The sequence below is a fragment of the Telmatospirillum sp. J64-1 genome, assembly GCF_006980715.1.
Lineage (GTDB): Bacteria > Pseudomonadota > Alphaproteobacteria > Rhodospirillales > Magnetospirillaceae > Oleiliquidispirillum > Oleiliquidispirillum nitrogeniifigens.
This window is the reverse complement of the sequence record NZ_SBHN01000007.1, coordinates 118,404-131,281: the sequence shown is the minus strand read 5'-3', so window position 1 is coordinate 131,281 and position 12,878 is coordinate 118,404. Positions and strand designations below refer to the sequence as shown.

General features: G+C 64.4%; 15 protein-coding genes. 8 read left to right on the top strand and 7 right to left on the bottom strand.

The genetic code is table 11. The features are described from left to right. Positions 1-4: 4 nt before the first annotated feature. The 6 genes from EPD66_RS08840 to EPD66_RS08815 all read right to left on the bottom strand — a co-directional run bounded on the left by EPD66_RS08840 (position 5) and on the right by EPD66_RS08815 (position 5,227). Positions 5-478, bottom strand: a complete 474-nt coding sequence (locus tag EPD66_RS08840) for a tripartite tricarboxylate transporter TctB family protein (RefSeq protein ID WP_142848132.1) — start codon at positions 476-478, stop codon at positions 5-7. Further along, complete coding sequence (locus EPD66_RS08835) at positions 471-1,982, bottom strand: tripartite tricarboxylate transporter permease (RefSeq protein ID WP_142848131.1); 1,512 nt, start codon at positions 1,980-1,982, stop codon at positions 471-473. Before EPD66_RS08835 ends, EPD66_RS08840 begins: the two co-directional genes overlap by 8 nt. Positions 1,983-2,016: 34 nt before the next feature. Continuing rightward, complete coding sequence (locus tag EPD66_RS08830) at positions 2,017-2,979, bottom strand: tripartite tricarboxylate transporter substrate binding protein (RefSeq protein WP_142848130.1); 963 nt, start codon at positions 2,977-2,979, stop codon at positions 2,017-2,019. Positions 2,980-3,107: 128 nt separating this feature from the next. After that, positions 3,108-4,277 carry a UxaA family hydrolase gene (locus tag EPD66_RS08825; protein WP_142848129.1) on the bottom strand — a complete coding sequence of 390 codons (1,170 nt, stop codon included), beginning with the start codon at positions 4,275-4,277 and terminating at the stop codon, positions 3,108-3,110. Positions 4,278-4,279: 2 nt separating this feature from the next. Further along, positions 4,280-4,636: a UxaA family hydrolase gene (locus EPD66_RS08820; RefSeq protein WP_142848128.1), complete on the bottom strand. Its 357-nt coding sequence runs from the start codon at positions 4,634-4,636 to the stop codon at positions 4,280-4,282. A gap of 228 nt (positions 4,637-4,864) precedes the next feature. Then, positions 4,865-5,227 (bottom strand): hypothetical protein, encoded by a 363-nt coding sequence (locus EPD66_RS08815; protein WP_142848127.1) that lies wholly within the window; start codon positions 5,225-5,227, stop codon positions 4,865-4,867. A 118-nt stretch (positions 5,228-5,345) separates the two neighbouring features. Between EPD66_RS08815 and EPD66_RS08810 the strand changes: the two genes are divergently transcribed. The 8 genes from EPD66_RS08810 (at position 5,346) to EPD66_RS08775 (ending at position 12,533) form a co-directional block, all read left to right on the top strand. Further along, a complete protein-coding gene (locus tag EPD66_RS08810; RefSeq protein ID WP_142848126.1) occupies positions 5,346-5,939 on the top strand; it encodes a biotin/lipoate--protein ligase family protein in 594 nt (197 codons plus the stop codon). Beyond that, positions 5,936-6,439: a DUF3305 domain-containing protein gene (locus tag EPD66_RS08805; RefSeq protein WP_142848125.1), complete on the top strand. Its 504-nt coding sequence runs from the start codon at positions 5,936-5,938 to the stop codon at positions 6,437-6,439. Before EPD66_RS08810 ends, EPD66_RS08805 begins: the two co-directional genes overlap by 4 nt. Further along, on the top strand, positions 6,436-6,978 hold the full coding sequence (locus tag EPD66_RS08800; RefSeq protein ID WP_142848124.1) for a DUF3306 domain-containing protein: 543 nt from the start codon (positions 6,436-6,438) through the stop codon (positions 6,976-6,978). Before EPD66_RS08805 ends, EPD66_RS08800 begins: the two co-directional genes overlap by 4 nt. An 83-nt stretch (positions 6,979-7,061) precedes the next feature. Beyond that, the gene (locus tag EPD66_RS08795) at positions 7,062-7,697 is read left to right on the top strand and encodes a molecular chaperone (protein WP_142848123.1); all 636 of its coding nucleotides are present in this window, start codon (positions 7,062-7,064) and stop codon (positions 7,695-7,697) included. Next, positions 7,694-7,933, top strand: a complete 240-nt coding sequence (locus EPD66_RS08790; RefSeq protein ID WP_142848122.1) for a hypothetical protein — start codon at positions 7,694-7,696, stop codon at positions 7,931-7,933. The genes EPD66_RS08795 and EPD66_RS08790 overlap by 4 nt, the downstream gene beginning before the upstream one ends. Positions 7,934-7,951: 18 nt before the next feature. Beyond that, on the top strand, positions 7,952-10,849 hold the full coding sequence (locus EPD66_RS08785; protein WP_142848121.1) for a formate dehydrogenase subunit alpha: 2,898 nt from the start codon (positions 7,952-7,954) through the stop codon (positions 10,847-10,849). 11 nt (positions 10,850-10,860) lie between these two features. Beyond that, on the top strand, positions 10,861-11,496 hold the full coding sequence (gene fdh3B, locus EPD66_RS08780) for a formate dehydrogenase FDH3 subunit beta (RefSeq protein ID WP_142848120.1): 636 nt from the start codon (positions 10,861-10,863) through the stop codon (positions 11,494-11,496). An 11-nt stretch (positions 11,497-11,507) separates the two neighbouring features. Continuing rightward, entirely contained in the window at positions 11,508-12,533 is a 1,026-nt protein-coding gene (locus EPD66_RS08775; protein ID WP_142848119.1) for a formate dehydrogenase subunit gamma, read from the top strand. Positions 12,534-12,574: 41 nt separating this feature from the next. On the opposite strand, the gene EPD66_RS08770 is transcribed toward EPD66_RS08775, so the two are convergent. After that, positions 12,575-12,754 carry a hypothetical protein gene (locus EPD66_RS08770; protein WP_142848118.1) on the bottom strand — a complete coding sequence of 60 codons (180 nt, stop codon included), beginning with the start codon at positions 12,752-12,754 and terminating at the stop codon, positions 12,575-12,577. Between the last annotated feature and the right edge of the window lie 124 nt (positions 12,755-12,878).

The window sequence follows — 12,878 nt, the reverse complement described above, 5'->3', positions numbered from 1 at the left end:
ACTCCTAGAAGAATACCCTGCCCGCAGGCAGGGGAACGTGCAGAAGATGCTGGAAGATCCAGGCGATCAGGGCGACCACGGCGATGCCGATGGCGACAAAGCGCAGCAGGCGGGGCAGGGGCCAGCCATCATGACCGGCGATGGCCATGATGGCGAAGAAACCCAGCAGCCCGGCCACTACGAAGCCCAGCACCGGCAGCAAGGCGATCCAGGCGATCATCACCACGACCAGAAGAGCCCGGCGGGGCATGGAGCCTTCCAGTTCCAGGCGCGGAGTGCTGCGGCCAAGAAGCTGCTTCACCAGCAGGATTGAACAAAGCGTCAGCATCAGCCCGCCGAAGGTGATAGGAAACAGCTTGCCCAGTTCGGACATGCGCTGGGCTTCCCACAGGGCCCAGCCCGCCACCGCCATCAGGCACAGGGTGACGACGATGGCGCCCCAGTCTCTTTGCCGTGTTTGGATAGGCATATCAGGCATGGGTCAGTCTCCTCTTGCGACGCGACCGCAGCTTGGCCATGAGCAGGGGATAGAACAGGCTGAGAATAGCCAGACCGACGATCACCAGCGACAGCGGCCGACCGAAATACATGCCCCAGAGGTTGGAGGTGGCCGATCCGATCAGCCAGGCCTGGACGAAGCCCTGTTCGGCGATCTGCCCCAGGATCAGGCCCAGCACGATGGGCGAGGGGCTGAAGCCGTAGCGGTTCAGCAGCCAGCTCATCACGCCCAGCCCCAGCATCACCTGCACGTCGTGCAGGTTGTTGTGGATGGCGAAGGAGCCGGTCACCGTCAGCAGGGCGATGCCCGGCGCCAACATCTCCTTGGGCAGGCGGATGATGGCGCGATAGGCATAGCGTCCCATGATCAGCCCGATCGGCAGCATGAGTATCGAGGCGATCAGCAGCCCGAAGATGAAGGTGTAGACGATCGGCGCCTGATCGGTGAACAGGGTGGGGCCGGTGCGCACCCCCTGGACCATCAGCGCGCCCAGGATCACCGCATCGGGCGGGGTGCCGGGAATGCCCAGCACCAGGGTCGGGATGAAGCCGCCGCCCACCGTGGCGTTGTTGGCCGATTCCGTGGCCAGGATGCCGTTGGGTTCGCCCTTGCCGAAATCCTCGGGCTGAGCGGCGGTGCGGCGGGCCTCGGAATAGGCTACCAGGCTGGCGATCGAGCCCCCGGCGCCGGGCAGCATGCCGACGATGGTGCCGATGGTCGAACTGCGCAGCAGGTTGATGCGGCTTCTGTTGAACTGCCCCCAGGCCTCCCGCAGGCGGTAACCGGTGGATTCGGTGGTGACCTTCAGGTGGCCGCCCGCTTTCGCCACCAGCTCGATCAGCACCGGAATGCAGTAGATGCCGATCAGGGCGGCGACGATGTCGATGCCGCCCAGCAGGGTCTGGGTGTTGAAGGTGAAGCGGATGTCGCCGCCGACCACGGCGCTGCCGACCATGGACAGCAGCAGCCCCAGGCAGGCGCCGATCAGGCATTTCAGCAGGTTCTTCTCGGCCAGGGCGGAAATCAGGGTCAGGCCGAACATCGCCAGCCAGAAATATTCCACCGGCCCGAAGACCAGGGCGAAGCTGGCCAAAGGCGGGGCGAGGGTCAGCAGGAACAGGGCCCCGATGACGCCGCCGGTCACCGAGGCCAGCGTCGCCAGCGACACCGCGAGATTGCCGTCGCCCCGCTTCGCCATCGGATAACCGTCGAAGGTCGTGGCGATGGCGGACGGGGTTCCGGGCGTGTTGAGCAGGATGGCGGAATAGGCCCCGCCATAGATGGCCCCGGTATAGATCGCCCCCAGCGCGATCAGCCCGGCGGCGGGGTCCATGGCGAAGGTGAAGGGCACCAGGATGGCGACCGCCATGGTCGCCGACAGGCCCGGCAGGGCGCCGATGACGACGCCCGCCGTGGTGCCGGCCAAAGCGAGGCCAAGATGCCAGGGATGCAAAGCGGCCAGAAGGTAGGAGAAGATCTCCATGACGGTCCTCCCATGATGCGCGGTGCCGTCACGATTACTGTTTGACGATACCCATCTCCGTGGCGATGGCCGTGTATTCCGCCGCCTTCTGCGCCATGAATTCCGGCATCTCGTCCAGGCCGATATCGACCATCACGAAGCCGCCTTCGACCATCTTCTGCACCATCTCGGGATCCTTGTTGATCTGGCCGATCAGGTCGGAAAGCTGGCGTTTGATCTCCACCGGGGTCGATTTCGGCACGGCGATGCCGCGATAGGCGCCGCCCACCATGTCGAAGCCCAATTCCTTGAAGGTGGGCACGTCGGGGAATTGCGGATGGCGTTCATCCGTGGCGACGGCCAGCATGCGCACCTGGTCGCCCAATTGCCCGGCCACGGTGGTATAGCCCCACGAGCCGGTGACCTGCTTGCCCAGCAGGGCCGAATTGGACGGGCCGGTGCCGCCGAAAGGCACATAGGTGGTCTTGATGCCGGCCAGCTGGTCGAACTTGATGGCGGCGATATGATTGGCCGAATAAGTGCCCGAGCCCGAGAAGGTCAGGGCGCCGGGGCGTTCCTTGGCCGCATCGATCAGATCCTGCAGGGTCTGGTAGGGGCTGTCGGCGGGGACGATCAGGGCGTCGGGCGTGTAGTGAAAGATGTAGACATTGTCCACGTCCTCGGTCTTGTAGCCCACGTCCTTTTCCATCGGCTGGATGAAGATATGGGGGAAGTTGCTGCCGACGATGGTATGGCCGTCGGCGGGCATGGAATTGAGCTGCGACCAAGCCGTCGCGCCGCCGGCGCCGGGACGGTACTGGATGACCAGGTCCTGGCCGGTCAGCTTGCGGAACAAGGGTTCCTGGAAGCGTGCGGCGATATCGGATTCGCCGCCGGGACCGAAGGGGATGATGTACTGAATCGGCTTGTCGGGGAAGGCTTGGGCCGCAAGGGGGGAGAAGGACAGGGCGGCCGCAGCGGTCAGCCCCATCAGGAGGCTCCGGGCATGCTTGAACATTTGACACTCCCTATTTGTATTTGGCCGTTTTTGACCATGGTGCGTCTGTGACGCTACCTGTTTTGTATTGTTATTATTTACGTATAAAAAGCAGAGGGCCACCTGTACAGGTGGCCCTAGACTTTCGGTCAGGCGCTGCGATACAGCTTGGTCATCACGAATTCCCTGTGCCCCAGGGCCTCGGCGGCGGTAAAGCGGCCGTTGCAGGTCCGCATCATCACGTCGATCAGGGCATCACCGGCCTGATCGAAGTTCATCTCGCGCCGTAGGATGCCCGAGCAATCGAGGTCGATATGCTCGGACATGGTGCGCGCGGTGCGCGGATTGGCGGTCAGTTTGATCACCGGCTCGATGGGATTGCCGATGATGTTGCCCTGGCCGGTGGGGAAGAGGTGGACGACGAAGCCCGCCGCGGCCTGCAAGGTCACGCATTCGGCGGCGGCCGAGGAGGTGTCCATGAAATACAGGCCCGGCCCCTTGCTCGGCGCTTCGGCGGGTTTCAGGACATCGACATAGTTGGTGCGCTTGCCGATCTTCTCGAAATTGCCGAAGGCTTTTTCTTCGATGGTGGTCAGGCCGCCGGCGATGTTGCCCTTGGTCGGCTGGCTGTCCGACAGGTCGCTGGTTTTGTGCGGCTCGATGACCTCGTCCATGTAGGCCTGCCAGGTCTTCAGGAACTTCTCGCCCACTTCCGGGGTGGCGGCGCGCTTGGCGCATTCCTGTTCCGCCCCGGTCAGTTCCGAGGTTTCGCCGAAGCAGGTATAGGCCCCTTCGTCATTCATCTTGTCGATCAGGTTGCCGACCGTGGGGTTCGAGGCGAGGCCCGAGGTGGTGTCGGATTCGCCGCATTTGGTCGAAATCCACAGGTCCGACAGGCCGCATTCCTCGCGCGGCAGTTCGGTCGCCCATTGGACGAATTCCTTGGCGCGGCGGCTGGCGGCGGCGATGGTGTTGATGTCGCCGTTGCGCGCGATGGCGAAGCCTTCCACCGGCTTGCCGGTCTTGCGGATGCCTTCGACCACCACATTGGTCCAACCCGGTTCGATGCCGATGACGATCACGGCGGCCACGTTGGGATTGCAGCCGGTGCCGATCAGGGTGCGGAAATGCAGTTCCAGGTCTTCGCCGAATTGCAGGCGGCCGTAATGGTGGGGCAGGGCGATGCAGCCCTTGATGTTGTTGGCCACGGCCTCGCAGGCGGCATTGGACAGGTCGTCCAGCGGCAGGATGACGACGTGGTTGCGGATGCCGACGCGGCCGTTCTCACGACGCCAGCCTTGGAACTTCTTCTTGCTCATTCTCACCACCGCTTGGTCTTGACGTTATGGACATGGGCATGGCCGCCCTGGGGGATCGCGGCCACGGCTTTGCCGATGTCATGGCCGTATTTCAGGATGGTCTCGCCCTCGGCGATGTCGCGCAGCGCCACCTTGTGACCCAGCGGGATGTCGTCCTTGGCGACGACATGGATGGTCTCGTCCGTATCGGTCACCCAGCCGTTCAGGGTCATGCCGGCGGTCACGTCCTCGACCACCACGACGCCGACCGAATCCTTGGGGTTGTGGACCAGGAAATGAGGGATCGGCTTGCCGCTTTCCGTTACGCCGGAGCCGGCGCCCCGGGGGCCGGTTTCCTTGGCCAGAACCTCGCTGTCCATGTGTTTCCTCCGCAGGTTTTCTGTTATCTAATATCTTATATAAGACATAGGATGCGAAGGGGCGTCAACGCCTGGATGGCCGTTCCCGCGGATTTTAGCCGTCAGTTGTAAGAACCCTGCCTTTGGGCGTAGGGCGCAGACGAATAGAGGCGCAGGCCGCAGCCTACGCCTCCCGGCGCCGTTTCGCGAAGAACCGGCCATGCTGGCCCTGGGCTGTTTCTGCCGGACCTAGGGCATGTTGCGTATGTTCCCGCCGTCGGTGGGGGACAGGTCCTCTTCCGATACCAGCGGAGCGCGGAAGTCGTGGAGCGCCTGGGGTTCGCTGGCCATTTCGTTGGGACGCGGCACCCCCTGGCCTTCCAGATTGGGCGGCGCGGCGCGGATCGCGGCCAGGGCGTCGGCCAGCGACGGCGCTTCCGTCTCAGGCGATTGGATCTCGGGCGAGCGGATGCCTTGCGGGTTGGGATTGGGGCCCTGGCTCTCCTTGACCGCCGGGTCTTCGGCCAATCCCTGGGGATCGGTCGGCTGGGCAAGGACCATGGCCGGGGCCAGCAGCGCAAGGGCGAGGGTGGCGGAAAGCAGCATGCGCACGGGAGTCTTCCTTTCACAAAAAGGGGCCATGACGTGAACACCTGACGGGCCAGAACGTTTCTTCCTTTCGGCTGTTCTTATTCGGGAAGTCTCGACTCGAGAGGAGAGGAGTCCCGCCATGACCCTGCCGCACCTGCCCCCTTTGTTCGATCCCGTGGATGTGGAAGACGGCACCGAGCCCTTGGCCCTGGCCTGTGCCCAGGCGGCGGCCGGGGCGGAGGCGGGGCGCCTGTTCTGGCAGAACAGGCCGGACAGGCTTGCATGTGCCCTGGTCCTGGCCCCCGACCGCCCCTGGAAGGAAGCCCGGCGGATGCAGGAGGTCGGCCTGCTTGCCATGGCCGATGCGCTGGCCGTGCTGGGGCCGCCCGAGGTGGAGGTCGGGTTCAGGCCCGAAGGGGACATCCTGGTGAACGGCGCCAGCGTGGGCGCCCTGTGCTTCCTGGCCCCTGATGGTCCCGAAGACGAGGTGCCCGACTGGGCGGTACTGGGCCTTGCCGTCGATGTGCTGGGCGATCCGCAGGACGATTCCCCCGGACTTCGCCCGCAGAGCACCGCCTTGCGCGAGGAAGGTTTCGGCGATGTGGCGGTCCCGCAATTGCTGGAATGCTTCGCCCGCCACCTGCTGTCCTGGACCGATCTGTGGGACAGCGAAGGAGCGGCCAAGCTGGACGAAGCCCTGGCCCAGCGCATGATACGGGAGAAGGCGGCATGAGACAGGTGGAAAAGCGTAGTGTCTGGGTGGTGGCCGAGCGCCGCCGTCTCGACAATAGATGGCAGCCGGAACGCTGGCGGGTGGCGGCGGTCAGGCCGGGGCGGCCGGAAACGCCGGTGGGAAGCGTCCTCGCCAGCGGGCCGGACTGGACCCAGTACTACATGGGCCATGCCGAGATCACGCTGTTCCCCAACGAAACGGCCAACTATCTCTTCAACCTGAACAGCGCCCGCCCGGCGCTTTATGTCATCCTGCGTCGGGGCGGACCGTTGGGGATGCGGCTGCTGGAGGTGACCGTCGATCCGGGTGAGATCGACATTCATGCCGATTCCGGAAGCGACCTGATCGAGGCCCTGCCGCTGCCGCCCGATTTGGCTGTCTGGATGGAAGGCTTCATCGCCGCGCATCACGTCGAGCGCCCCTATTACAAGCGCCGCCGCGACCGCGCCGATCCCGAGATCCTGGCCCGCCGTCCCCCCATGCCCGGAGGCCCCAGATGAGCGAACAGGAAGGTTTCGTCAGCCGCTGGTCGCGCCTGAAACGCCAGGCGGTTCAAGCCGAGCCCGAAATCCGCGACCCTGAAATCCGCGAGGCCGAGCCGGTCCCCCCGTCGCCGCCCACCGAGGACGCGGCGGCATGCGTGCCGACGGTGACGGAAGAGGAGGAGGTACCTCCTTCGCTGCCGCCCCTCGACTCCTTGGGGGCGGACAGTGATTACCGGCCCTTCATGGCGCCTAACGTGCCCAAGGCGCTGCGGCTGGCGGCCTTGCGCACGGCTTGGCGCAGCGATCCTAAGATCGCCGGATTCAAGGGTTTCGCCGAGTATGACTGGGATTGCAACGCGCCCGGCTACGGCAAGTTGCTGCCGGTCGATGACATCGCGCGCATGTGCGAGAAGGTCTTCGGGCAGCCGGAACCGCAGCAACCGGAGGAGCCGGAAGAACACCTTTTGGATGATACGGAAGAGGTAATCGCCGAGGCCGAAGAGGTCACGGAAGAAAAGCATTCGCCGAAGGAGGAAGACGCCGACTATTCCTGATTGGCAGGCCTGCAACACTTGGGCGGCAGCCGTGTTTGCGAAGTGGGAGGACATCGCCTCCCGGACAGGCACAAGGGATATCAATGGCTGCCATTCCTGCCTCCGACATGATCGACGAAGCCGACCTGCTGCGGGCACGTCTTTATACCTTGCTGTCGCGGATGCTGGCCAAGCCGCCGGAAGCAGCGCTGCTGGACTATCTCGCTTCCCTGCCGCCGGACGCCACCCCCCTGGGCCGGGCCTTGGGCGCCCTGGGCCAGGCGGCGAGGCGGATGACGCCGGAACAGGCGGAACGGGAATTCAATGCCCTGTTCATCGGCGTCACGCGGGGTGAAGTCGTCCCCTATGCCTCCTACTACCTGACCGGCTTCCTGAACGACCGGCCGCTGGCACGGCTGCGTCAGGATATGCAGGCCCTGGGCATCGAGCGCAGCGAGGACGTGTCCGAACCGGAAGACCACCTTGCCGCCCTGTGCGAGATGATGGCCGGGCTGATGACCGGCCTGTTCGGCACGCCTGCCTCCTTGCAGACCCAGCAGGACTTCTTCCGGCGTCATCTCCAGCCCTGGGCGGGGATCTGCTTCGCCGATCTCGAAAAGGCCCCCTCGGCCAATCTCTACCGTCCGCTCGGCCAGATCGGGCGGCTTTTCCTTGAAATCGAAACCGATGCCTTCGCCATGGGCGCGGCGCCTCACGACAAGGGAGGACAAGAAGAATGAAAAAACAACACCATGCCCCACATCCCGCCCCAGCACAGGAAACCAGTCCCGAATGCAACGTGGCGCGGCGGAGTTTCTTGAAGGGCTTCGGCCTGGCGGCCGGCACCGCCACGGCCCTTCCGGTCCTGGTCACGGCCACTCGGGCGCAGGTGCCCGAGACCGCCGATGAACTGGTCAAGTCGCGTTATCGGGATAGCGAATGGGTGCAGCGTTTCTATGCACTGAACCGGCTTTAGGGGGAGGAGGAGACTGCAATGCTGATCAAACGCTCTTCAGCCAAGCCGGTCCGGAAGACCTTGTCCGGGCATCTCGCCTCCACCATCACCGGCAGCGGTATCGACCGCCGCAGCTTCCTGAAAGGCACCTGCACCGCCGCCGGCGGCCTGGCGGCGATGGAGATGCTTCCGGGCACCGTGCGCAAGGCCGAGGCCGGGCCGATGCAGCCCAACGTGCCGGTGGAATTGCGCAAGAATATCTGCACCCATTGTTCGGTCGGCTGCACGGTCATCGCCGAAGTCCAGAACGGCGTCTGGGTCGGCCAGGAACCGGGCTGGGAAAGCCCCATCAGCCAAGGCACCCATTGCGCCAAGGGCGCATCGGTGCGCGAGGTGGTTCATGGCGAGCGGCGGCTGAAATATCCGCTGAAGCTGGTGGATGGAACCTGGCAGCGTCTGTCCTGGGAGCAGGCCATCGACGAGATCGGCGACAAGCTGATGGAAATCCGTGAAAGCTCCGGCCCCGATTCCGTCTTCTGGCTGGGTTCGGCCAAATTCTCCAATGAAGGCTCGTATCTCTACCGCAAGCTGGCCGCCTTCTGGGGCACCAATAACGTCGATCACCAGGCCCGCATCTGTCATTCCACCACGGTCGCCGGCGTCGCCAATACCTGGGGCTATGGCGCCATGACCAACAGCTACAACGACATCCAGAATTCCAAATGCCTGGTGATCGTCGGCGGCAATCCGGCCGAGGCGCATCCGGTGTCGATGCAGCACATGCTGCGCGGCAAGGAGATCAACCAGGCGCCCTTCATCGTCATCGACCCGCGCTTCACCCGCACGGCCGCCCATGCCACCGAATATGTGCGCATCCGCCCCGGTACCGATATCCCGGTGGTCTGGGGCATCCTCTGGCACATCTTCGAGAATGGCTGGGAAGACAAGGAATACATCCAGCAGCGCGTCTACGGCATGGACCAGATCCGCGAGGAAGTGCGGCGCTGGACGCCCGAAGAGGTCGAGCGGGTCAGCGGCGTGCCGGGCGAGCAGCTGCGCCGCATCGCCCAGACCATGGTCGAGAACCGTCCCGCCACCGTGATCTGGTGCATGGGCGTGACCCAGCATTCCGTCGGCACGGCCAATGTGCGCGCGCTCTGCGTGCTGCAACTGGCCCTGGGCAATATCGGCGTGGCCGGGGGCGGGGCCAACATCTATCGCGGCCATTGCAACGTGCAGGGGGCGACGGATTTCGGCCTGGATGTCTCGACCCTGCCGTCCTATTACGGCCTGGAGGAAGGGGCCTGGCAGCATTGGAGCCGGGTCTGGGAGGTGGATTATGACTGGATGGTCAGCCGCTTCGCCTCGAAGAAGCTGATGGAGACCAAGGGGATCCCGACCACGCGCTGGTTCGATGCCGTCCTGTCGGACCCCGAGCAGATCGAACAGCCCGACCGCCTGCGGGCCTTCGTCTGTTTCGGCCATGGCGGCAATACCGTCACCCGCATGCCCGAGATGGTGAAGGGGCTGGCGGATCTGGACCTGCTGGTCATCGCCGATCCCCATCCGACGACCTTCGCCTCGATCCCCGAACGCCGCAACGGCACCTATCTGCTGCCGGCCTGCACGCAGTTCGAGACCTCGGGCTCGCGCACCTGTTCCAACCGTTCGATGCAATGGGGCGAGAAGATCGTCGAGCCGATCTTCGAGTCCAAGGACGATTACGAGATCATCTACCGGCTGGCGGCCAAGCTGGGCTTCGCCGAGGAGATGTTCAAGAATATCGCCGTCGAGGACAGCCATCCCTTGCCCGAGGACATCCTGCGCGAGATGAATCGCGGCTGTCTGTCCACCGGCTATACCGGCCAGTCGCCGGAACGGCTGAAGATGCACATGCGCTATCAGGCCGATTTCGACAAGGTCAGCATGCGGGCCACAAGGGGGCCCTGCGAGGGCGAGTATTACGGCCTGCCCTGGCCCTGCTGGGGCCATCCCGAACTGCGCCATCCCGGTTCGCCCAATCTCTACGACACCTCCGTCCATGTGATGGAAGGCGGCGGCACCTTCCGCGCCCGCTTCGGGGTCGAGCGTGAAGGCCAGAACCTGCTGGCCGAGGGTTCCTACACGGTGGGCTCGGAGATCGAGGACGGCTATCCCGAATTCACCATGGCGGTGCTGCGCAAGCTGGGCTGGGAGCAGGACCTGACGCCTGAGGAAAGGCGGGTCATCGAACTGATCGGCGGCGAGAATATCGACGACGTGAGCTGGCAGACCGACCTGTCCATGGGCATCATCCGCGTCGCCTTGAAGCATGGCTGCCTGCCCTACGGCAACGCCAAGGCGCGTGCCGTGGCTTGGAACCTGCCCGACCCGGTGCCGATCCACCGGGAGCCGATCTATTCACCGCGTCCGGACCTGATCAGCGAATTCCCGGCCATTCCCGACCGCCGCGATTATCGCCTGCCGCAACTGGGCCAGTCGTTGCAGGCCGCCGTGGCGCAAAGGAACCTGCAGGAGCAATTCCCCATGGTCCTGACCTCGGGACGATTGGTGGAATACGAAGGCGGCGGCGAGGAGACGCGCTCGAACCGCTGGCTGGCCGAACTGCAACAGAACATGTTCGCCGAGATCAACACCGAGGACGCCCAGAGGCTGGGCATCAGCCACGGCCAATGGGTCTGGGTCCATGGGCCGGAAGCCAATTCGCGGGCCAGGGTGCGGGCGCTCGTCACCAACCGTATCGGCCCTGGAACGGTCTTCATGCCCTTCCACTTCTCGGGCTATTGGCAAGGTGAAAGCCACCGCCAGTACTATCCGGAAGGCACCGACCCCATCGTCCTGGGCGAACCTTGTAATGCCGTGACGACCTATGGCTATGACCCGGTCACCTTCATGCAGGAGACCAAGGTGACGCTGTGCCGCGTCGAACCGGCTTGAGGGAGGGTGCCATGGCCAGAATGAAATTCCTGTGTGATTCGGGCCGTTGCATCGAGTGCAACGCCTGCGTCACCGCCTGCAAGAACGAACATGAAGTCCCCTGGGGCATGAACCGCCGCCGCGTCGTCACGCTGAACGACGGCGAGGTGGGACGGGAACGCTCCATCTCCATCGCCTGCATGCATTGCACGGCGGCGCCCTGCGCCACGGTCTGTCCGGTGGGGTGCTTCTACCAGACCGCCGACGGTGTGGTCCTGCATGACAAGGATCTCTGTATCGGCTGCGGTTATTGCTTCTATGCCTGTCCCTTCGGCGCGCCGCAATTCCCGCAGACGACCAATTACGGGTCTCGCGGCAAGATGGACAAGTGCACCTTCTGCTCGGGCGGCCCCGAGGAGGACATGACGCCGGTGGAATACCAGAAATACGGCGCCAACCGCCTGGCCGAGGGCAAGCTGCCGCTTTGTGCGGAAATGTGCTCGACCCGCGCGCTGATGGCTGGGGACGGCGCCGTGCTGGAAGACATCTACCGCGAGCGCGTGGTGCGGCGCGGCTACGGCACCGCCGCCGTGGGCTGGGAAACCGCCTATGGCCCCGACGGCGAGGGCAATACCTATGAACCCGTCCATCCCCCCGTGCGGAGTTGAGGAGAACGATCATGAGACGTCATTCTCATTTCTTCCTGCTCGCTCCGCTGCTGGTGGCCCTGGCCCTTCTCTTCGCCATGCCCGCCGCGCAGGCCCAGTATGCGAACGAGCCGCGGCCGGATGCGCCGACCGCGCCCGATCAGGTCCAGATCTACAATCCGGATGAAAGCCGCCTGGTCGGCAGCGTGACCATTCCCGACCAGAACCTGGCCGTCCTGGTGCAGCCGGAAGGGCGCGACTGGCGGAGCTTCCGCCGGGATTACCTGCCCTGGATCATCGGCGGCCTGGCCATTATCGTTGCCGTGGCGCTGCTGGCTTTCTTCCTGATCCGCGGCAAGATCCGCCTGCATTCCGGCCTGTCGGGGCGGAAGGTGCTGCGTTTCAACAGCATCGACCGCTTCGCGCATTGGACCATCGCCACCAGCTTCCTGGTCCTGGCCCTGACCGGGCTGATCCTGACCTTCGGGCGGCCCTTGCTGCTTCCGCTCATCGGTAATTCGGCCTTCACGGCCCTGGCGCAGGCGGGCATGGCCATTCACAACTTCTTCAGCATTCCCTTCGTGGTCGGGCTGGTGCTGGTGGTGGCCCTGTGGATCAAGGACAACATCCCCAACAGGAGCGACGTCGCCTGGGTCAAGACCATGGGCGGCATGCTTTCCAAGGATGGCGGGCCGCATGTCAAGACCGGACGGTTCAATGCCGGTCAGAAGGGCATGTTCTGGTCGATCGTCCTGGGCGGCTTGGGGCTGGCGGTCACCGGCTTCCTGCTGATGACGCCCTTCGCCTTCACCGGCATCTGGGGGATGCAGGTCATCCATATCATCCACGGCGTGCTGGCGGCGCTGCTGATCGCGGCCATCATCGGCCACATCTATATCGGCACGGTGGGCATGGAAGGCGCCTTCGACGCCATGGGCAACGGCCAGGTGGACGAGAACTGGGCGCGGGAACACCATGCCGCCTGGTACGAGGAGCAGGTCCGCAAGGGCTATGCCGACAGTCCCCCGAACATGGCCCAGCGCCCGGCCGGGGAATAGGAAAGACATCGGAGCGGCCCTATGGGGCCGCTCCTTTTCTTTTACTCGGGCAGGTTTCGGCCGGAGAAGTCCCTGGCTTCTTCCGTTCCTTCCGCGCCGACGCGTGCGCTCGGCGAGGCATAGGTGTCGGCGGCATTTTGGCTGAAGAAGCCGGGCAGGATGAAGCCGCCGGCCACGGCCAGCACCAGGGTAAAGGCCACGCTTACCAGAAAAGTCTTCATGTCGTTTCTCCCTCGCCTACGCAAAGAAAACACCTGAGGGGCGGAATCGTGCGCGGCGGACGCATCGAGAGGCATTTTTTCAGATGCGGAGAACTCCCTTCCTTTGAGGGTGTTAGAGCATCAG

Excerpts from the sequence above, each read along its gene's own strand:
- EPD66_RS08840 (WP_142848132.1), bottom strand. The coding sequence starts at position 478 with ATGCCTGATATGCCTATCCAAACACGGCAAAGAGACTGGGGCGCCATC.
- EPD66_RS08835 (WP_142848131.1), bottom strand. The coding sequence starts at position 1,982 with ATGGAGATCTTCTCCTACCTTCTGGCCGCTTTGCATCCCTGGCATCTT.
- EPD66_RS08830 (WP_142848130.1), bottom strand. The coding sequence starts at position 2,979 with ATGTTCAAGCATGCCCGGAGCCTCCTGATGGGGCTGACCGCTGCGGCC.
- EPD66_RS08825 (WP_142848129.1), bottom strand. The coding sequence starts at position 4,277 with ATGAGCAAGAAGAAGTTCCAAGGCTGGCGTCGTGAGAACGGCCGCGTC.
- EPD66_RS08820 (WP_142848128.1), bottom strand. The coding sequence starts at position 4,636 with ATGGACAGCGAGGTTCTGGCCAAGGAAACCGGCCCCCGGGGCGCCGGC.
- EPD66_RS08810 (WP_142848126.1), top strand. The coding sequence starts at position 5,346 with ATGACCCTGCCGCACCTGCCCCCTTTGTTCGATCCCGTGGATGTGGAA.
- EPD66_RS08805 (WP_142848125.1), top strand. The coding sequence starts at position 5,936 with ATGAGACAGGTGGAAAAGCGTAGTGTCTGGGTGGTGGCCGAGCGCCGC.
- EPD66_RS08800 (WP_142848124.1), top strand. The coding sequence starts at position 6,436 with ATGAGCGAACAGGAAGGTTTCGTCAGCCGCTGGTCGCGCCTGAAACGC.
- EPD66_RS08795 (WP_142848123.1), top strand. The coding sequence starts at position 7,062 with ATGGCTGCCATTCCTGCCTCCGACATGATCGACGAAGCCGACCTGCTG.
- EPD66_RS08790 (WP_142848122.1), top strand. The coding sequence starts at position 7,694 with ATGAAAAAACAACACCATGCCCCACATCCCGCCCCAGCACAGGAAACC.
- EPD66_RS08785 (WP_142848121.1), top strand. The coding sequence starts at position 7,952 with ATGCTGATCAAACGCTCTTCAGCCAAGCCGGTCCGGAAGACCTTGTCC.
- fdh3B (WP_142848120.1), top strand. The coding sequence starts at position 10,861 with ATGGCCAGAATGAAATTCCTGTGTGATTCGGGCCGTTGCATCGAGTGC.
- EPD66_RS08775 (WP_142848119.1), top strand. The coding sequence starts at position 11,508 with ATGAGACGTCATTCTCATTTCTTCCTGCTCGCTCCGCTGCTGGTGGCC.
- EPD66_RS08770 (WP_142848118.1), bottom strand. The coding sequence starts at position 12,754 with ATGAAGACTTTTCTGGTAAGCGTGGCCTTTACCCTGGTGCTGGCCGTG.